17 protein-coding genes are annotated in these 19,979 nt (G+C 48.2%); 6 read left to right on the top strand and 11 right to left on the bottom strand.

The window, feature by feature from the left end; translation table 11 throughout:
* Window positions 1-289: 289 nt before the first annotated feature.
* The 3 genes from CKQ53_RS07625 to CKQ53_RS07615 are packed head-to-tail and all read left to right on the top strand — an operon-like array spanning window position 290 to window position 3,968.
* Window positions 290-1,492, top strand: a complete 1,203-nt coding sequence (locus CKQ53_RS07625) for an ABC-three component system protein (RefSeq protein WP_094118232.1) — start codon at window positions 290-292, stop codon at window positions 1,490-1,492.
* 2 nt (window positions 1,493-1,494) lie between these two features.
* Window positions 1,495-1,983, top strand: coding sequence for a three component ABC system middle component (locus CKQ53_RS07620; RefSeq protein ID WP_094118231.1), 489 nt, complete (start codon window positions 1,495-1,497; stop codon window positions 1,981-1,983).
* Window positions 1,980-3,968, top strand: coding sequence for a DUF3732 domain-containing protein (locus tag CKQ53_RS07615; RefSeq protein ID WP_094118230.1), 1,989 nt, complete (start codon window positions 1,980-1,982; stop codon window positions 3,966-3,968). The genes CKQ53_RS07620 and CKQ53_RS07615 overlap by 4 nt, the downstream gene beginning before the upstream one ends.
* 131 nt (window positions 3,969-4,099) lie before the next feature.
* Here the strand turns inward: CKQ53_RS07615 and CKQ53_RS07610 are convergent, their stop codons facing one another.
* Both CKQ53_RS07610 and CKQ53_RS07605 read right to left on the bottom strand, forming a co-directional pair.
* On the bottom strand, window positions 4,100-5,242 hold the full coding sequence (locus CKQ53_RS07610; protein ID WP_094118229.1) for a Fic family protein: 1,143 nt from the start codon (window positions 5,240-5,242) through the stop codon (window positions 4,100-4,102).
* Between the two features lie 204 nt (window positions 5,243-5,446).
* Window positions 5,447-5,779 carry a MerR family transcriptional regulator gene (locus CKQ53_RS07605; protein ID WP_085653832.1) on the bottom strand — a complete coding sequence of 111 codons (333 nt, stop codon included), beginning with the start codon at window positions 5,777-5,779 and terminating at the stop codon, window positions 5,447-5,449.
* Between the two features lie 71 nt (window positions 5,780-5,850).
* Between CKQ53_RS07605 and CKQ53_RS07600 the strand changes: the two genes are divergently transcribed.
* The 3 genes from CKQ53_RS07600 (at window position 5,851) to CKQ53_RS18570 (ending at window position 7,700) form a co-directional block, all read left to right on the top strand.
* Entirely contained in the window at window positions 5,851-6,228 is a 378-nt protein-coding gene (locus CKQ53_RS07600) for an EthD domain-containing protein (protein ID WP_085653831.1), read from the top strand.
* Between the two features lie 479 nt (window positions 6,229-6,707).
* Window positions 6,708-7,046, top strand: a complete 339-nt coding sequence (locus CKQ53_RS18390) for a hypothetical protein (RefSeq protein WP_162896333.1) — start codon at window positions 6,708-6,710, stop codon at window positions 7,044-7,046.
* A 516-nt stretch (window positions 7,047-7,562) separates the two neighbouring features.
* Window positions 7,563-7,700, top strand: a complete 138-nt coding sequence (locus tag CKQ53_RS18570; protein WP_176223472.1) for a hypothetical protein — start codon at window positions 7,563-7,565, stop codon at window positions 7,698-7,700.
* A 440-nt stretch (window positions 7,701-8,140) separates the two neighbouring features.
* On the opposite strand, the gene CKQ53_RS07585 is transcribed toward CKQ53_RS18570, so the two are convergent.
* The 9 genes from CKQ53_RS07585 to CKQ53_RS07550 form a co-directional block, all read right to left on the bottom strand.
* A complete protein-coding gene (locus CKQ53_RS07585; protein WP_244201017.1) occupies window positions 8,141-9,049 on the bottom strand; it encodes a restriction endonuclease in 909 nt (302 codons plus the stop codon).
* 28 nt (window positions 9,050-9,077) lie between these two features.
* Window positions 9,078-10,246 (bottom strand): IS3 family transposase gene (locus tag CKQ53_RS07580; RefSeq protein WP_118894811.1). Its coding sequence is split into 2 segments (ribosomal slippage): window positions 9,078-9,997 and window positions 9,997-10,246, totalling 1,170 coding nucleotides; the frame shifts between segments, so codons are not numbered across the junction.
* Complete coding sequence (locus CKQ53_RS18690) at window positions 10,227-11,201, bottom strand: hypothetical protein (protein WP_244201016.1); 975 nt, start codon at window positions 11,199-11,201, stop codon at window positions 10,227-10,229. Before CKQ53_RS18690 ends, CKQ53_RS07580 begins: the two co-directional genes overlap by 20 nt.
* A complete protein-coding gene (locus CKQ53_RS18685) occupies window positions 11,198-12,376 on the bottom strand; it encodes a DEAD/DEAH box helicase family protein (protein WP_244201015.1) in 1,179 nt (392 codons plus the stop codon). The genes CKQ53_RS18690 and CKQ53_RS18685 overlap by 4 nt, the downstream gene beginning before the upstream one ends.
* A complete protein-coding gene (locus tag CKQ53_RS07570; protein ID WP_094118682.1) occupies window positions 12,376-14,388 on the bottom strand; it encodes a site-specific DNA-methyltransferase in 2,013 nt (670 codons plus the stop codon). Before CKQ53_RS07570 ends, CKQ53_RS18685 begins: the two co-directional genes overlap by 1 nt.
* A 93-nt stretch (window positions 14,389-14,481) precedes the next feature.
* A complete protein-coding gene (locus tag CKQ53_RS07565; RefSeq protein ID WP_094118681.1) occupies window positions 14,482-15,636 on the bottom strand; it encodes an aminotransferase class V-fold PLP-dependent enzyme in 1,155 nt (384 codons plus the stop codon).
* A gap of 364 nt (window positions 15,637-16,000) precedes the next feature.
* The gene (locus CKQ53_RS07560; protein WP_094118680.1) at window positions 16,001-17,452 is read right to left on the bottom strand and encodes an N-acyl-D-amino-acid deacylase family protein; all 1,452 of its coding nucleotides are present in this window, start codon (window positions 17,450-17,452) and stop codon (window positions 16,001-16,003) included.
* A 2-nt stretch (window positions 17,453-17,454) separates the two neighbouring features.
* Window positions 17,455-19,098, bottom strand: a complete 1,644-nt coding sequence (locus tag CKQ53_RS07555) for an ABC transporter ATP-binding protein (RefSeq protein ID WP_118894841.1) — start codon at window positions 19,096-19,098, stop codon at window positions 17,455-17,457.
* Window positions 19,095-19,970: an ABC transporter permease gene (locus CKQ53_RS07550; protein WP_094118679.1), complete on the bottom strand. Its 876-nt coding sequence runs from the start codon at window positions 19,968-19,970 to the stop codon at window positions 19,095-19,097. The genes CKQ53_RS07555 and CKQ53_RS07550 overlap by 4 nt, the downstream gene beginning before the upstream one ends.
* Window positions 19,971-19,979 lie beyond the last annotated feature (9 nt).

The raw sequence follows: 19,979 nt of genomic DNA, 5'->3' as shown, positions 1-19,979 counted from the left end.
GACCAATCCCGGCACCTGATTTTGCAGGTACGCAAATATGCTACGACTGGCGATGAAAAACAGCAAGAAGTTTCCGGATGAAATAATCAAATCATAAATACGGTAGCGCAGGTATATATATACACGTCACATATGTATTAGTTTACAATCATATAACATGAATAATGTTATTGCATCAGGTGAAAATTTGCGCTTGAATGATTCTATATCTCATGAAATGTCACTTTTGATGTATGAACAGTTATTTAGACAAATTCATATGTAATTTTATACAGGTGATGATTAAAAAATGGTCACTCAAGAAGCCAGTTCTAAATTTTTAGGTTTTCTTTATCAGATTGAGCGCGCACTGTATCGCATCTTTGCTAGTGAGCATGATTCTGCGGTATTTGGAATTGAAACCGCAGATGATGTAGTAGAAGAAATTTCATTCAATAACGGTCAGCTTCATGTCTCTTTTGAGCAAGATAAACACGCTTTGGATATCAGTGGACAACCCTATCAGGATAGTAGCAAGAATCTCTGGCATACTTTACATATCTGGCTTTCAACAATGAAAGGTGCTCGAGAAAAATACGAGGAAATTTCTTATTGTTTAGTAACTAACAAAAATGTAGGTGCAAACACCCTTGCCAACTTACTTTCCAAAGCACAAACAGATGAACAAATAAAAATAGCATTAGGAGAATTAAGGAAACAGGCGGATGCTATTACAGGAGCAGTAAAAGAAATTGCAAAGCAAGTACTTAATTACTCTGAAGATGACCTTAATTTTTTGGTTAAAAACATTGTATTACTTGATAACCACGGGACTATTTCAGGCCTTGAAACTAAACGCGCAACAATAAACCTATTGCACCTCCCATCAGAAATCAAAAAGCATTCAGAAACAATATATCAGTCGTTATTGGGCTTAATTGTGGATAAATGCCAGTCAGCATGGAAAGCCAAGCAACCTATCGAATTAACAAAAGAACCGTTTTTTAATTTATTACATGCTGAAAGCAGTAAAATAAAGCGTAGGAATTTCATTGACCAACCTATGTTCAAAACTTCATATAAAGAATATTTAGAAAATGATGGAACTAGTCATACTTTTATTAAACAACTTCAAGATATTGGTCAAAGTGCTGATGCCTGTATCCACGCCCTGTCCAACTATTGGGCATTTTATGCTGAAAGAGTCAGATTACTAGATATAGGTGAAGTGTCACCTTCTGCATGGGAAGATCGTGACGATGAACTTTATAATAGATGGTTAAATATAAAATTCAGCTTACCTGAATCGGAAAATACGCATGAAAAGAAATTATCTTACTTTCAAAAAATATATTCAGAAACCATGAGCCCAAACTATAAAGCATCTCTCGATGGTAACGATACGGATAATTCCTATTTCACTATCGGAAATTATCACGAATTAGCAAATAATCCCGAAAAAAAATCATTTATATACTGGCATAATAGTTATAAAAAACACAAGGTCGAATAATTATGTTTTACATGGATAAAAACATCATTAACAACAGTTCACTTGCTTGTTTTTTATTTGTACTTTTCGTAGAAGAGTACGAGAAATTATCTATTGACGATCGCGTTCCAGATCTAATGCAATTTCTTCTTATACTACCATTTACATGGAATAAAATCAGCCGAGAAGCAATAAAAACAAAAAAATCATCAACACCGTTAGATGTTGTTATACAAGCAACCCCAATAATAAAATCAAATATAAATCAACGCATTGCTGATTATAGTGGCATAACACTTCAGGGATTAAATTTCGCTGTTTCATCAGGACTATTAATTAAAGTCGAAGCAGATAATAAAATTCTGTTCAAAAGAAGTCCTGCAAAATGGCCGACTAATGTAAAAAAAACATTACCTTCTGATATGAGTAAAACTATAATTCGGCTGGCAAACTGGTTCTACCATATGGATACTCCTTTACTTTATAGCTTACTTTTAGGGAAATCATTATGAAATTCATGATTGACTCACTGATTCTTTGGCCAACTAATCCTGAAAATGAGCTTCGTAAGATCTCTTTTAAAAAAGATAAAATAAGTATCATTCATGGAATTAGTGGAACAGGAAAATCATCGATTATATCAATAATTGATTACTGCCTTGGGGCTAGTAAATGTGCTATCCCTGTCGGGATAATTCGAGAATCCGTTATGTGGTTTGGCTTAACTGTTGATATTCAGGGATACAAATATCTTATTGCTCGCAAAACGCCGGGGAACAAATCTGTAAGCAATGAGTTTTGCCTTTCACTTTGCCCAGAAGAACTTCCGCTTGAACTGAATACCACTCACAATAATTCTGCATTTAAGAATAAATTTAACCAATTAGTCCAATTAAGCGATCTTCCTCAGTCAGAGGATAACGAAAGACCAGGTTTTGATGCCAGAGCTTCTTATAGAGACATGGCCGCGTTAAATTTTTTACCACAACACATTGTTGCAAATCCCTATACATTATTTTTTAAAGCCGATTCCTATCAGAATAAAGAACGATTACAAAGAGTTATGCCTTTCGCATTAGGTATAATTAATCGTGAATATATGATAAAAGAAAAAGAACGTGTAGATCTACAAAAAAGACTTGATTCATTACATAAACAACAAGAGGTTAATAAAAAAGCTTTGGCCGGTTGGGATTTTGAAGTCGATCGTTTATGGAGAGGGTGTATTGAATTAGGATTAACACCTTCCCCAGAAGAACAAGAAAAGGATACAGATTATAAGGTTGACAGGCTTACATTCATCAATAAAACTTACCTCGAAGGGAATCTTAGCAAACTATTAAATACTCCAAATTATGAATACACAAATGAACAATTAAAAAGACTTAATATTCTCGGAGAGGAAAAACAAAGAGAAGTTGATTCCTTGCGAGTAAAAATAAGAAATTATGAGCAATTATTTTCTAAAGGAAAATATTTCGCTCAAGCAGTAAGGAAAGAACAAGAACATATTGTAGGTTTTTACTGGCTCAAAGAAAATTTATCACCCAATGGAGAATGTATTGCTTGTGGATCAAAGACGAACGCTTTATCTGCTGTTGTTAATAACCTTGAGAGAAAAGTTTCAAAAATTAATATAATGTCCAATGCACTCTTTGATAATCCTGTTGCAGATAAAGAGTTAAACAATCTAAAAAAAGAACTAAGAAACCAACAAGATGAACTTCAAAATATAAGAAAACAAAAATTTCAATTTGAAAATATAGATAAAGCAACCAATGACTCATTAAATAAAGTATATGTTATAATTGGCCGAATTCAGGAGACATTGTCATCACTAAATAAGGTGAAAAACACTGATGACATCGGCGAGAAGATCAAAGAAATTAATACTCAACTGACTCCACTTGAACAATATTTCAAAACATCAAATCGAGAGAATTTAGAATATTCTGTTTATAAAAAAATAAATTCACTTATCGAAAAATATGTGGACAAGTTTGAACTTGATCGTCGGGGTGATATTAACTTTGACAAAAAAGAACTAACATTAAGCTTTAAAGCATCAACATATAGCAAAAATGAATATTTATGGGAGGTTGGTAGCGGTGCCAATTGGATGGGATATCATATTTCAGTATTCTTAGCTTTTCATGAATTCTTATCTCATGCGGACAGATTTACATTACCCCCTTTTAGTTTTCTGGTGATAGATCAGCCCAGTCAGGTCTATTTCCCTAGCGCTGACTCTGGCGAAAATATATTAGATCAGGCAGATAAAAATGGAGATTTACAAATAACCAGACATGACGACATTACTGCAACACGACAAATTTTCGAAATACTTTCATCCGCGATTGAAGAAAATAGTTACAATTTTCAAATTATCGTATTGGAACACGCCGATAAATCAATATGGGGAAAAGTAAGTAATATCCACGAATCTGCATGCTGGAAAAATAAAGGTGACGGGCTCATTCCTAAAGAATGGTTTTAGTAACTTTTAATAACTTAGACCTGATATGATACGTCAAAATTTCAAATATAATGTCAGATCAGGTCCGAGCAAATATAGGGTACGAGCATACTATGTTAAATTTCACTGACATTGCGTACTCATGCAAATAATCACAAATCAGGAATAAACCCTTCTTCCCTCAGAGCCTTAATCACCCCACGAATCAGATACGAGTTAGAGAACTTCGCTGTATAGGTACGAGCCCCTTCTTCTACTGGCTGGAGCAATCCCCGCTCAATCAGCTTACCAAGCTGGTAAGTCACCTGCGTCGGTTTCAGATCAGGTAAAACGGCGCGGAGATCGCCTGCTTTTATCGTCCCCAGCTCAACGGCGCGTTTCAGAACTTTCGACTCCAGTGGGTTTATCAGCCCTCTCTCCGAGGAAAAATCGATAGCCGGATACAAGATCTTTTCGCTCAGAAAAGCGTGGTTTGTCAGTTGATCGACTTTCTTCAGCTCAGAAGAGATCCCCGAAAGGACATATAAGCACCATTCCTCGAGCCCCTGTTCCGTTCCTTTATCGGCTAACGAAAGCATGGCGTAATAGAGTTCACGATCGTTACAGAATACCGCTGTCGGATTGAGAACCCGCCCACCAGCCTGAACATTAAAATCATACTTGATAAGCAACGCATAGGTCAGCAGCCTGACCGTTCTGCCATTACCATTGCCAAAGGGATGTATCCAGCCAAAGCGGTGATGCACCAGTGCAATCTTCATCAGATCGTACTTTGGTTTATCGGCACGGTTAATAAAGGCGGTCAGTTCTGCCATATAATCGGGAACGTGGATGTGGTCCGGCGGCAAATGGTCAGACTGAGCGATGCTGACATTATGTTGTCGATATGCACCGGGCGTTCTGTCGCCTTCCTGTTGCAACCCGGCTACCGCCAGACTATGCAACTCGCGGATAAAATATTCCGTTATCTCATCGCCATCGTTCAGGTATTCGTCAATGAACTCCATCGCGGCTTCAATATTGTTGATTTCTTTGAGCTGATCCGTCGAACTCTGTGTTCCCTCAACCTTGCTTTCAACATAGTCGGCAAGCGTGGTGTGGTTTCCCTCAATCCTTGCAGAGCCAAGACTCTCCAACATGTGGAAAACCGCCTTCAACTGCGCAAACAGGATAGGGTGAACATCGGTTTCCAGCCGTAGATGCCGGAGTAACTCCAGCTCCGTCAGCGCATCGACCAAAGGGGAGTCAAAGCTGGGATTCAGAAGCGAGAGTTCAAAGTGATTAAATTGAGCCATGATGTTTAGTTATCTCAACTGGTGCATGACGATATCTCAAAAGTATAGCAAAAATACTAATAGAATCTATAAATTAGAAATTTCATCTTTTCTCATTATCTCAAAAAACTTTGTTCCAACATATCAAATGTAAGTTTGAACGATGTTCAATCGGAAGGGTAGGATCCATTGTCCGCATGCTGTTAGCAGGTAAATTGTTAGGGGCTAGTCAATAAGAAACTTATTAAGAAGATTGCGGCTTTCCGAGAGCGCTTCAAACTGACGGTCTATCTGCATCAGTTGTTCTCGCACTTTAGCTTTTAGTTCCTCGCAAGGTGAGGTTCCTGCATGTACGCAGTTCAGCAAACTACGCACAACCGGTAACGTGAAGCCTGCACCATTCAGAATAAGTATCCGTCTGAGAATATCCACATCTTCTGACGAGAAACTTCGATAGCCTGCGTCGGTTCGCGAAGGATGAAGCAAACCTGCGCTCTCGTAGTACCGAAGCATCCGTATGCTAACGCCAGTCAATGCCGCCAGTTTTCCAATCTGCATAACGTCCTCTTGACTCTGACACCACTGTCAGAGTGTAAGCTTTGAACTCCCGAAATGACAGGAGTAGCGACATGTTAAAACTAGTCATGTGTGTCAAAAGGCGCGCCCATTTAACGCGAGAAGAATTTGATCATTACTGGCGTAATCAACATGCCTCACTGGTGGTTAAACACTCAGAACGTCTTGGTATTCGTAAGTACATCCAGACAGTTCCCTTTGCGAATAATACTGCGCAATCGGCGCTTCAGCAGACAAGAAATTCATTGCCCGTCGATTTTGATGGTTGCGCCGAGTTGTGGTGGGACAGTCTGGAGTCGCATCTTGCAGCCCGAAAAACAGAAGAAGGATTAAGCGCCCTTCAGGAGCTTATTGATGATGAGGGGAAATTCGTGGATTTGCAGCATTCGCAACTCTGGTACGGTGAGGAGCGGTGCGTGATTTGTGAGTGAAACGTCGACGGGTTTAAAAATTACTCTATTCGTCTATTCAGAAGCGACTTTTTGGTGAAAATTTAAACCAACTCATTCTAGCGTTATATATGGACCTGGACACATAACGGAGCCCCTGCCCTTAAACATCGATTTTTCGTAATAACCCTCACAAAAACAAAGTGATTTTTTATGGGGGCTTTCATGGGGGCGCTGTTTACAAGAAATACCAACAAAACCAATAATAAACAGCATATTAATCGTCGATATGATCCCGAGTCCGGCACCACTTATTCAGAAAAACCAGCCTATTGGCTGGTTTTTTGCTTTCTGGAGTATTGCCTTTTCACCGAACCCCGTTCGATGATTCGCCGCAAGCGGCTCACCCCTTCGGGGTCAGCGCGTCAACGCGCAGTTCAACGCCTACGGCGTAGTCCGCCCCCCTTCCTTTTTTATGCTTTCTTATCAAGACCTATAATGTTTCGATTCAATGAGTTGGCATGAAAACCATTCCAATGCGTTTTGATATCCCTTCGTATCGGGGAATTTGTGGGTCAGAACGCGGGTCATTTAGTTCGATGAACGGGAGTGACCCTTATATGTTAACTGACAACAAAGCCAGCAAGACAGGCGTCAAGTCGCCCGCAGAGCGCCATTCTCAGCGCCGGAGCGTTGCTTTCTATCAGGGGTTCGGTGAAGTTTCGCTATGGTCGGCCAGTACGGTGAAATTCATGGCGGCGCTGAAAGGTACTGTAAGTAATGGAGCAAGATGCAACATGGCAGTAAAAGGGGCTAAAACCTGGACCTATGATTTAACCGTCGAACTGACCATGAGATAAACCGGCCCTTTGACCTAATATTCAGGCGTGCCATTTTTTTTCAGGCGCGTCTGATAGCGATGATGAGGGATAACAATGAATGTAAATGGCCTATCTGAGTCCGCAACTTCTTTCCGTTCTGGCGAAACAAAGGCAACGGGAAACAGCTCGGGCGTATCTACAAGTCATCACCCCGATATTATTTCCGGTGAGACGGAATCAAAATCACAAAGCAGCGTTTCCACGCTCGCTCGTCAGTTGGCCGATGCCGCAGTGAGAGCAGAAGCCCGAGACGCCAGCTGTAGCCGTGATGAACTGCCGAGGAGCTGATGAGTGATACTCCTCTGTTTTTACTGAAAAACATCACTCATGCCTAAGATACCGGCGCATCTACGCAGCCGGTATTGCATGGCGTTTCTCTATCCATTCCTTCCGGCCAGAGCTGTGTCATCGGTGATGAGTAGGGCTGGGGCAAAAGCACTCTGCTGAACATCATCGGACAACTCGACCAACCTACTACCGGAAGTCTGCTGCTGAATGGCCGTGACATGGCACAAGCCTATGCCGACGATCCCGCAGCAACTACAGGAGGGAATGCCGCAACAGTCGCGTACCTTCTCTTGGTTGCGGGCAATATTGGGGGAATCGCATTGGTGGTGGGCGGCGTGGATGTAATGAATGTGATGGTGATGAACATAACCGAACGACGACACGAAATCAGTGTGCGCATGACCTTGGGGTACGGCCATAGACATTAGCCGCTAATTTTTGCTGGAGACGATCGTACTGAGTGGCCTGTGCGCTTGCCGAAGCAACGTTTGGTCTGACCGCCGCTTGTCTATTCGTAAAATTTTCCGGCTGGGCGTTTTCCCTATGACCGCTGTCACTGCCGCAGGGGATCGTCAGTTCGATGCTTGTCGCGCTATTATTCGGCCTGCACCCGGCCCTGACGGCAGCTCGATTCGAACAGTAGCGAGTCGATAATTTTTAAAATTATATCTTGTATAGTTTTATGATAAACAATCACGTTAAACCTGACTTCAGCAAAAGAGAAGACAGGTTTAACACGCTTTTTATCTGCCTATTCGCCATAAGCCTACGATGCTAGAGCGATGTCATATATTCCATTGTTCAGGCACTGAAACTGCATACTCGGCGCCAATTTCCCTGAAGTGTGCCTCGGCGGACTTAATCTTGGCATTTTCAGATGGCCTCCTTTTTTGCTCATCCATGGTGCTCTTAGTTTCGCGAACCATATAGATGTGGTCTTCGCCATCTTCGGATTTCATGATGGCCCAGTCGGGATTATAAGGGCCAACCGGCGTGTCAATCTGGAATCTTGGCGGTAATTTCATAAACAGCCTGATATCCTCGCGGTGATCGAGAAACTCTGCGAACTTTCTCTCTGGACTGTCTGACCCACCATCAAATACGACACAATCGAAATCAGTTTTCTCGGTATGTATGACGCGGTACAGATGTTCTTTGAAGAAATCCTTTTCGGCAAGGCCATCGGATTGCAACTCGCGGAGTTCGTATACAGAGCCGCCAATCTTTTCATACTGAACGCCTTCGACAATGACACGCTGTAGTTCACCCTCTACGCAACGGCGTACCATCGCCATAAAGTCGTTCGGATTGGCAATGAACTCCTCCAACCTGCCGCTGCCGATGAGAATGTCCACGAGCGTCTTGCGCGTAAGAGACGTACCTTGCTGCAACTCACCGATAATGTCCGGCAGATCATAGCTGCCTTTGAGGTCGACAGTCCGCGCCCCCAGCTCTCGCCCTTGCGTGCCACCTCGCAGTACCTTCACACCCGCACGCGTGACATCAATACGTAACGGCTGGATTTTGGGTTCAGCCTTAAGCGCCTTTATGCACGACTCAATCAGCATAGGATATTTAACTGTCACTCGATAAGTCGTTTTCTGGCTGATAGCGCTCCAAAGTCTCTTAAAATCCGGCGAGGCATAGAGTTCTTTGTTAAATTTGCGCTTGGCCCTCATGCTTACAGGCTTCACATATCTCTCAATACCCGCATTGTAGTGGTCAACGAAAACTGGCCACCGCGTTAGAGTTTTTCCAGTATCGGTTTTCCGATTCGTTTGGTGGTAACCCACCATTATATTCGTGCGGTCTTAGTGCACTGTAATATCCAACGATATAGTTCGTTATGGCGTGAGCTGCATCGCTGAAGCTTACGTAACCCGTCACCGGCACCCATTCGTTCTTCAGACTCCTGAAGAAGCGCTCCATTGGGCTGTTATCCCAGCAGTTTCCGCGCCGGCTCATACTCTGTCTGATTCTGTATCGCCACAGTAACTGCCGGAACTGCCTGCTTGTATAGTGACTGCCCTGGTCGCTGTGGAACATCACCCCAGCGGGCTTACCGCGAGTTTCCCATGCCATTTCCAACGCCTTCATGGTGAGTCTGCTGTCCGGCGAGAACGACATTGCCCAACCCACTGGTTTTCTTGCGAACAGGTCGAGAACAACGGCGAGGTACGCCCAGCGTTTACCTGACCAGATATAGGTCACATCACCGCACCACACCTGGTTGGGCTCCGTTACGGCGAACTGTCGCTCAAGATGGTTCGGGATAGCAACGTGCTCATGACCGCCACGTTTATACCGGTGAGTCGGCTGCTGGCAACTGACCAGTCCCAGCTCTTTCATGAGCCTGCCGGCAAGCCAGCGCCCCATCTGGTAGCCTCTCTGGGTTGCCATTGTGGCGATGCTTCTTGCTCCGGCCGAACCGTGGCTGATGCCATGCAGCTCAAGTACCTGACTGCGTAATATAGCCCGTCTGCCGTCTGGCTTTTCAGGACGGTTTTTCCAGTATTTGTAGCTGCTGCGATGAACCCCGAACACATGGCAGAGTGTGGCCACAGGATAACGCGCCCTGAGTTTCCCGATTATCGAGAACTGTTCAGGGAGTCTGACATCAAGAGCGCGGTAGCCTTTTTTAATATTTCGTTTTCCATTTCAATACGTTGCATCTTCTTCCTGAGCTCACGTATTTCGATTTGTTCCGGCGTTATCGGGGAGGCTTTTGGTGTTTTGCCCTGACGCTCATCACGCAGTTGTTTGACCCATTTCGTCATCGTGGAAAGACCTACATCCATAGCCTTGGCGGCATCAGAGACGGTGTAGTTTTGATCGACAACCAGCTGAGCAGATTCGCGTTTGAATTCAGGACTAAAATTTCTTCTTTTCATTGGAGCACCTGTGTTGTTCTGAGGTGAGCATATCACCTCTGTTCAGGTGGCCAAATTCAGTAAACCACTTCACATTAAGGATGCACTGGATAATATCTGATTCGTAGGGCCCGAACTCGTCAGGCAAGTGTAATGAGAATCCTTCTGCATCCGGCAGAAACATGGAGGTTGTTTCACCATCCTTGATAAATCCTTCTTTTTCCAGATGCTTGAATATGGCAGAGGATATCTTGAACCCCAGCATGTCATCTGTCATCGCGCCATGAGGATCCCGCTTCATCAGCTTGGCAAATTCATTGAGTCGTAGCTGTCCGATGGCTACGCCCGCGTCTTTGTATTCGGCTTGCAGATTCTGAGCGAACGTAGCATAAGATTCGTTAGCCACCACCGTAAGCTGTGCAATGCTGCGATCGGCAACACGCTCATAGCCTTTTACTGTTTTCGCTACCGGCAGGCGCAGACCACGCCCCAACGTCTGCCGACGTTCCGTTTCCGCGCCCATTTCACGCAGCGTACAAATCTGAAACACGTTGGGGTTGTCCCAGCCTTCACGCAATGCAGAGTGGCTAAAAATAAAGCGAACCGGTTCATCGCCGTCCAGCAGACGCTGCTTGTCTTGCATAATGAGTTTGTAGGCATCGTCATCTTTCGCCGTTGTACCGGACGAATCCACAGCGGTCGTTCCGCCACGCGTTTTCAGTTGGGAAAAATACGCCAGCCGTAATTCACAAGGGTCCTGCGGCAGCAATTTTTGGTAAAGGTTCGATTTGTTACGTTCTTCCCTGAACACCTCATCGAACCACTTCGTGAACTCGCCGTTTGCGTCTTCGTTGTTCACCCCATCGCCGAGAAAACTCGCCACCTTGTCTACGAAAAACAGACTCAATACTTTAATCCCATACGGGCGTAACATCGCTTCCTTGCGCATATGTTCACGCACGGTTTCCCGAATCATCTCTTTGTAAATTGCGCCCGTTGCTCCCCAAGAGACTCACCTTCGTACAGCAGACTCCCGTTCGGCGTCAGTTCAATACTGGCCGGGTTACCGAACGCGGCGATGCTTAAAGCATTAATACGCCAGCCAGCGTAAGCAGGATTTCCAGTGACGTCGGACAATTCCTGATGCGGTTTGACCTTTTTGATACCACGAGTGATGGATCCATCAGCCTTACGACAAGCCAGTTCAAGTTTCGCGGCTTTCGTGTCTTTCACTTCTATCAGCTTGACGTATGGCGCCACGTCCGCGCCATTTTGAGCAACTTCCGCTACGACGATCTGTTTCACTAAACCAAGATCGTGCGCGTCAACCGGATCGAGCCGATAGACCAGATTTCGCCGCTGCTTGTGCGTGGCCGAGTAGCGCAGCGTGAATATAGGATCGAGTTCGCCCACTGCGGACTGCGATAGCCGTGATTCCATATTCTGAGGTTCATCCATAATAACCACGGGATGCGAGCCTTTCAGGTAATCCAGAGGACGCAATCCATTGAGTTTGTCACGCTGCTGGTGGATGATGCGCGTATTCTTGTTACCGCGTATCGCATCGATCGTCATCACCAGTATTTGCACGCTGGTTGCAGTAGCAAAGGCCTGTACTTCCTCGGCTTTGTCGCCGCTGTAGACACTTGCGTCGAAAGGCTGCGCCGGATAGAGGCTGCGGAAGTGCTCGCACATAAGGCGAATACTGGTGTTCACGCCTTCGCGGATGGCGACGCTGGGAACCAGAACAATAAACTTGGTGAAGCCATATTTCTTTGCCAATTCGAAAACGGTACGCAGATAAACGTAAGTTTTACCCGTACCGGTCTCCATTTCGATGTCGAAATCCAGTTTATCATCAACAAGTTTTCCACATACCTCCAGCCCGTTGCGATCCTGTACCGCTTGTAAGTTAGCAAGGATAGTGCCTTCATCCAGTACCAGATGATTGCCGATAGCGCCAACCTCCTCTTCAATGCATAAATCCAGCTCCCCCTCCCGGCTGACAGCGCTGCCACGCAAGGCAATCGCGATCTTGTCGGCCTCCTTTGGCTGACCATCGAACAAATCCACCACGGCGTTGATGGCATCAAGCTGATATTGCTGATGCGAATCAAATTGAAAGCCCATATTTTGAGAATGACTGTTCATCACGCGGTCCTCAGCTCAATACCTTTGCTCCTGGCATATTGAGCAATATTGGTTTTCAATTCATCGTCGCCGTGGAAGGCATCCTCCAAAATGATCAGGCGCGTAGGTTCGGCATTCACCAGTTCCCGCAATTGTTCCAATGAGGGTTTGGTTCGCTCGTTTAAGTAGGCCAGCAGACGCGGCTTGTCGGCATCGCCAGCGATGGCATGGATGTCCAGCCCGGCGATAGTCTGTATGCTGAGATGTTCGTTCAACGAATAGCCAAGTTTCAACAGCAGCTCAGTAAGCAGATCATCGGGACTGGCATCATCAACGCTACTACCACGCAGGTCGAGCAAATGCTGGGTTAGCTTGTCAGGTTCGATATCGCTGGTGACGCGCCATTTGGTGAAATTGGTGTCCGTCAGCTTATAGGCGCGGAAGCCGGTATCTATATTGCTTTCTGCAACATCGGATTTTATTTTCTCGCCCGCTAGTTCGATACGCTTGCGTGAGATATCAGCAATAGTGGCAAAGCCTGCCTTGCGCGCTTCTGAAGCTTCAGGCGTAGGTTCTGGCAGTTGTACCATGATAAAACGACGTTTGCCGTTGTCTTCAGCATTAAGCTGCATTACGGCATGAGCGGTGGTGGCACTGCCAGCGAAGAAATCCAGTACAGTAAAATTATCTTCTTTTGAAGCTATAGTGAGAATGTGCTCAATTAACCGAACAGGCTTAGGACTATCAAAATAAGCTTTATCATCAAATAGAGCTTTTACTTCCTGTTTAGCTTCTTGATTATGCCCTACATCTGAATGCATCCAGATAGTATTTGGTCTAAGTCCATCTTGAACCTCAGAAAAGAAAGTTTTGAGCCTTGGTGTACCACTCCCCTCTTTACCGAACCAAATGCGTTTACCTCTCACCAGCTCGTCGAATTTTTGTTTACTTACGCTCCAAAAACGCCCATCTGGGGGTGGGCAAACTCTACCACTAGGTGTAGTTATGTCATAGCGAAGCTTATCTGTACCTGATTTAGCAGATAAAACAACAGAGGTCCAAATCCCTCTAGGGTCGTTATCAGGATTCGAGTAACCGGCTGGTATTTCCTTTCCCCTTGGAAGTAAGTTCAGTACCCACGAATTTTCAATACGTGTCAGAGAGCTCGACTTTACATAGCACAATATATGATCATGCATTGTGGAGAAGTACCTAGCATCATTCGAACGACTAAACTTTTTTTGCCAAATTATATTTGCAACAAAATTATCCTCACCAAAGACCTCATTGCAGAGTTTCTTGAGATTATCCGCCTCATGATCATCAATACTAATAAAAATCACCCCATCATCAGCAAGCAGATTACGGGCTAATTTAAGGCGCGGATACATCATGTTCAGCCAGTTGGTGTGATAACGCCCTTCGGTCTCGCTGTTGGTGGAAACTTTCTTACCTTCCTCATTCACCTGCCGCGTCCACTCCAGATAACTGTCCAGCCCCTCCTTGTAGTTATCGGGATAAACAAAATCCTTGCCAGTGTTATAAGGGGGATCGATGTAAATCAGTTTGATCTTGTTGTGATAGTGTCGTTGCAGGATCTTCAGTACCTCAAGGTTGTCTCCCTCGATAAACACATTCTGCGTCTTGTCCCACTCTTTCGAATTGGCGAAGTCTGGTTTTAGGGTAGCGGTAGTCGGTGCTTGCGCGGCACGCAGCGCGCGCTTTTTGCCCGGCCAGAACAATCCAAAGCGCTCGCTACTGTCAGCCACATCTTCGGCCAGCAACTCACGGAGTTTTTCAACATCCAGCTTGCCATCAGCAACAGCTTCAGGAACCATTTCGGCAAGCTGACCAGCCAGTTCGGTGCGGAAATTCGGGGTAGTGTTCGGGATCTCAAAAAGGTCGTTGCTGAGATCGGAAAGTGGGGAACAACACTCATCCTGTCTGCGTTCAGCCAGAGCATCAATACTGTAACTCGATTCAGCATTTTCAATATGCCCATAGCCATGCCTAGCAATACGTTTATTTGCCATACTTATAATCCGATATGTGTAGTGTTTGTTGCACTGGCCTAAAGCAAGGCCTTCAAATTTGATACCGCATTCTTTTTCAAGCTATGTCTTTAATTAAAAACTGTTTTCTACGGCTTGTTGGTGAGTCACACAAAACTCAATGAACTCATCACAGATACTTTTATCCATATGGGCCATTTGGTACATATGATAAAATCGGTCATCGCTGACCAGTCGATAACGTTTAACGATCCTTTTCAAGGCTTCTGGGCTAAAGATATGATCAAATTCCACTTTGGAAAAAACAGTCGCTAACCCGCCTTTTACAGAGAATGCATTTTTAACGCCCAGCGTGGTACTGATGTTATTAGCCAGATAGCTCGCTAACAAAATACCTTTATTGACGCACTCAGTGATCTCGCTTTTTTGAATATTGCTCAGCCTTTCATACACGACCCCGGCGCGAAAACCATCCCGGCTGCCATAGACCGTCACGTCATCCTTATTTTCAAACAGCTCTATTTTATTAACCTGTTGTTTAAATGCCTCATAGACCTTCCATCGCGAAATAAAGATATTGGATGGCATAGGCACCCCGATCACTTTATGGCAACTCACCGTTAAAGATGAAATAGATGGATTGGCGAAGGTGTAGTCCAACCGGTCAGGAAAATCTTTATCCTCGATAAACAGCAAAATAAACCCACCCAGCGCGGCATCTAAGTGCAGATAAAAAGGGCAACTTTTCTCTTTTAATGTATTGATAACACGGTTGATATCATCGTAGGCCGACGTAATGGTTGTTCCCGCCGTCAGGACGACCACCAGTTTTTCATTCTCGGTAATACGTGCTGCAAGGTCGTCGATATCAATACTTCCCTCTTGCGTCGTTTTTATCACTTTGACGTTATTAAACTTAAGCATGGAGCCAAATTTGGGGATACTGTAGTGCGCCTGGTCGGTGAATATCAGGGTGGCGTCTTTATTCAATGCCATCCCCATCCACATGCCCTGAAGATTACCAATTGATGACCCTTCCCCGACATACCCCCATGTTTCATCTTTATTTAAATTTAACCACCCCGACACTAATTCAACGGCGGCTCTTTCTTCGCTCATCGTATTAGGAAGCGGGCAAACTTCTTCTTCATAACAATCACCCAGATTATTGGTCAATCGATGCAGGGCGTCTATCGTCCTATCGGAAATATTCAACCTCCTAAGATTAACCTGAATGCCAGTGTAATGCTTAACAGGATCATTATTCATATTTAATAGACCACATCTCGTTTACTAAATAGGGAAAAAGTATAGTCCGTTAAAATAAACCCATATTTAGAACACAAGCTAATCGTGATGAAATAGTGAATGACATGATCTGAAGAACGCATAAAGATAATGATGGCGGGGAAAAAGAAGGCGGCATTTTAGCTTTTGAATTCATACGCTACCGTGTTTACACGACATCCCCTTCGTAATTTAAAGGATGGAATGACGTGAAATAAGAAATTGATATGGATAAATACTTACCTTGTCGATAAACCCCATGTCATTGCAGTGACAAAAAGAGTGCGGCGATCCTCTTACCGCTCAGAGATAACCGGTCAGTAAAGAATACGACGCCGCTCCCGCTCTAGGGGATAGGTTTCTCCACGTCCGCGCGTTTCAACAACCTCCCCCGCCGCTGGTGTACGCGGCCCTGCTCATAACTCACCACGCCATTGACCACCACCAGATCAATGCCCGGCGCGATTCGGCAAGGATCGCTGTAAGTCGCGACGTCCTGGATCGTCGCCATATCGACCAGCACGACATCAGCGAACGCCCCTTCCCTCACCACGCCGCGATCTTGCAGCCTAAAACGCGCGGCAGACAGCCCCGTCATTTTGCGCACGGCCTCGGGAAGCGCAAACAGCTTTAAATCCCGGCAATAATGCGCCAGTACGCGTGGAAAGGTTCCCCACAGCCGCGGATGAGGATTGGGATCGTTGGGCAGCCCGTCCGAGCCCACCATCGACAGCGGATGCGCCAGGATCTGGCGCACATCGTCCTCGCTCATCATGTGATAGATCGCCCCCGCCGGACGCAAACGCTCGGTGGCCTCCCACTGATCGACGCCCCACTGTTCGGCGATCGCGTTGAGCGTCTGGCGGGCCATCTCCGGATGGGGATCGGACCAGGTGATGAAGATCTCCATCTTGCCGTCGACGCGCCAGGCGTCCAGCGTGGTTGAGCTGGCCGAATAGGGATAACAGTCGCAGTTGCAGGATTGCTCGTCAGCGGCCTTTTCCAGCGCGGCCAGCGCCAATGGCGCGCGCCCCCAGTTGCCCGCACCCGCGCATTTAAGGTGGGAAATCACCAGATCGGCGCCCGCCCCTCGGGCGGTGCTGAACGACTCCTGCAACGAATCCAGCAGGCCGTGATGTTCGTTGCGCATATGCGTGGTATAGAGCGCGCCGCGCGCGCCGACGATATCCACCAGACGCTGCATCTCCGCCATCGGCGCCTGCTTCGCATTGGTGTAAGCCAGCCCGGAGCTGAGGCCGATGGCGCCCGCGTCGAGCGCCTTTTCCAGCGTCTCGCACATCCGATCCAGCTCGGATGGCGTGGCCGCGCGATCGAAGCGATCCATCACGTTGGCCCGCAGCGCCGTATGGCCGATCAACGCCGCCACGTTGACGCTGGGACAGGCGCATTCGACGGCGTCGGCATAGTCATCGAAGGTCGGATAAATGAACGCGTCTTCGCCCCCCAACAAATTCATCGGGTCCGGCGGCGCGCCCGGCAGTATCACCGGCGATGCGCTAATCCCGCAGTTGCCGACGATGACGGTGGTGACGCCCTGCGAGATCTTCGCCAGCATGTCTGGCGTGCGGATGACGTGCGTATCGTCATGCGTATGGACATCGATAAATCCCGGCATCAGGCAGCGGCCGTCGCCTTCGATCGTCCGCACGGCGTCATGTCCGGCCAGCGGCCCAATCGCTGCGATCCGATCGCCGCTGATCGCGACGTCAGCGATATAGGGATCATTGCCCGTTCCATCGACCACGGTGACGTTCAGGAACAGCAGATCGTAGGCCATCGTCACATCCTCCGTCCGGCGGCGAAGTCCCATCCCTTACCGGGGACCGCCTCCATCAGTTGCTGGGTATAAGGCTGCTGGGGATGAGCCAGCACATCGGCCGCCGGCCCATATTCGATAACCTGACCGTACTGCATGACCAGCACATCGTCGCAGACCTGAGCGGCCACGCGTAAATCGTGGGTGATGAACAAGATGGCGACCTGCATGCGTTCCTGAATGTCCGCCAGCAGTTGCAGCACCTGCGCCTGTACCGACACGTCGAGCGCAGAGACCGCCTCATCGGCGACGATGACATCCGGCTCCATCGCCAGCGCGCGGGCAATCGCGATACGCTGCCGCTGACCGCCGGAAAACTGATGCGGAAAGCGGTCGATGGCGTCCACGGGCAGCCCGACCAGCTCCAACAGTTCTTGCCCTCGCGCCCAGGCCTGCGCGAACGGCACGCCGAAATTCACCGGTCCTTCCACCAGACTCCGGCCAATGCTCATGCGGGGATTCAGCGACCGGTTCGGGTCCTGAAACACCATCTGGATCCGTTTGCGATGCGGTTTGAGCCCTACCGGCGTCAGCTCGGAGATATCTTTGCCGGTCACTCGCACCGCGCCGCAGGTCGGCGTCAGCAAGCGCATGACGCAACGCGCCAGCGTGGACTTGCCGGAACCGCTTTCCCCAACAATCCCCAGCGTACGGCCGCGCTTGAGCATAAATGACACATCGTGCACGGCCCGCGTACCTTGCCGCCGTTTCCGAAAGAGTGACCACGCGCTGCCCGCCGCAGGATAGGTTTTACCCAGCTCGACGACGTCCAGCACCACCTGTGCGCTGGCGGCCTCGCGCCGCGCCGCCCGGGGAGCCAGACTCGGCACCGCCGACAGCAAAGCCTGGGTATACGCTTCTTGCGGCGCCGAAAGCACCTGCTGTACGCTGCCGGACTCCACGATATGTCCCTGACGCATCACGCAGACACGGTCGGCGATATCCACCACCACGCCCATATCGTGTGTGATGAACAGCACCGCCGTACCGTGCTTCTGCTGTAACTCGCGGATCAGTTTGAGAATTTGCTGCTGGGTCGTGACGTCCAGCGCGGTGGTCGGCTCGTCGGCAATGAGCAGACGCGGTTCTAGCACCAGCGCCATGGCAATCATGATGCGCTGACGCTGGCCGCCGCTCAGCTGATGCGGATAGGCTGCGTACACTCGCTCAATGTCCGGCAGATGCACCTGAGACAGCGCGTCCATGACCCGCGCCTTACGCGCCTGAGCGTTCAGATCCGTGTGGGTCTGCAACACTTCGTCAATCTGCCGCCCGACCGTCAGTACCGGATTGAGCGCGGTCATCGGCTCCTGAAAAATCATCGCCATGCGGCTGCCGCGCAGCGCTTTGAGGCGACCGTTGCTGACCTGCAACACATCTTCGCCATCCAGCAGGATCCGTCCGCCGGTCGCGCTCAGCGCGCCTTTGGGCAACAGCCCAAGGGTCGCCAGCGACGTCACCGACTTGCCCGATCCGCTCTCTCCCACCAGGCAGACCGTCTCTCCCGCCTGAATCTCGAATGAGATGCCTTGCAGGATGGGCGCGCCCTGCGCCGTATTCACGCAGAGGTTTTCTACGCGCAGAATATCTTTCCGGTCTTCGCTCATGCGGCTCCCCTTTTCTTCAGGCGCGGGTCGAGCGCATCGCTCACCGCATCGCCCAGCAGGTTGATCGACAGAATACACAGCGACAGAGCCAACCCGGCCCACAGCACCAGCGAAGGCTTAAGCTGGAAGTACACGCGCCCTTCGGAAATGATGTTGCCCCAGGTCGGGATCTCCGTGCCGATGCCCGCGCCGAGGAACGACAGGATCGCCTCGGTGAGGATGGCGGAAGCGCAGATATAGGTGCTTTGTACGATAAGCGGCGCCAGCGTGTTCGGCATCAGATGCCGGGTGAGCACCTTGAACGTCGAGGTACCCATCAGCACCGCCGCCTCGACATACGGCTCTTCGCGAGTCGACAGTACCCGCGAGCGCACCAGACGCACCACCTGCGGGATCTCCGGCACCATGATCGCGACCATCACGGTCCAGATACCGGCGCTGCTGAGGGAGACGATCGCGATCGCCAGCAGGATACCGGGGATCGCCATCAGGCCATCCATCACACGCATCATCAGCGCATCAATGCCGCGGAAATAACCGGCCAGCAGGCCCAGCGGCAGGCCGATCACCACGCTCATCACCGTGACGCCCACGCCGACGATCAGGGAAATCCGCGCGCCATAGACAATGCGCGAAAACAGATCGCGTCCGTAGGCGTCCGTCCCCAGCCAGAATTCCGCGCTGGGCGGTTTCAGGCGCATGGCCGGCGACAGCGCGACCGGATCGTGAGGGGCGATCCAGGGCGCGAAGATCGCCATCGCGACGATGAGCGTCAGGATCACCAGCGCGATCGCCGACGTCAGCGGCATGCGCGGCAGTGTGATCCATCGGTATCGGGGCGCGGGCAGGGTCAGAGAATCAGGTTTGCTCATAGCCGGGCC

The sequence above is a fragment of the Lonsdalea britannica genome, from assembly GCF_003515985.1.
GTDB lineage: Bacteria > Pseudomonadota > Gammaproteobacteria > Enterobacterales > Enterobacteriaceae > Lonsdalea > Lonsdalea britannica.
This window is presented reverse-complemented; position numbering and strand designations above follow the sequence as displayed.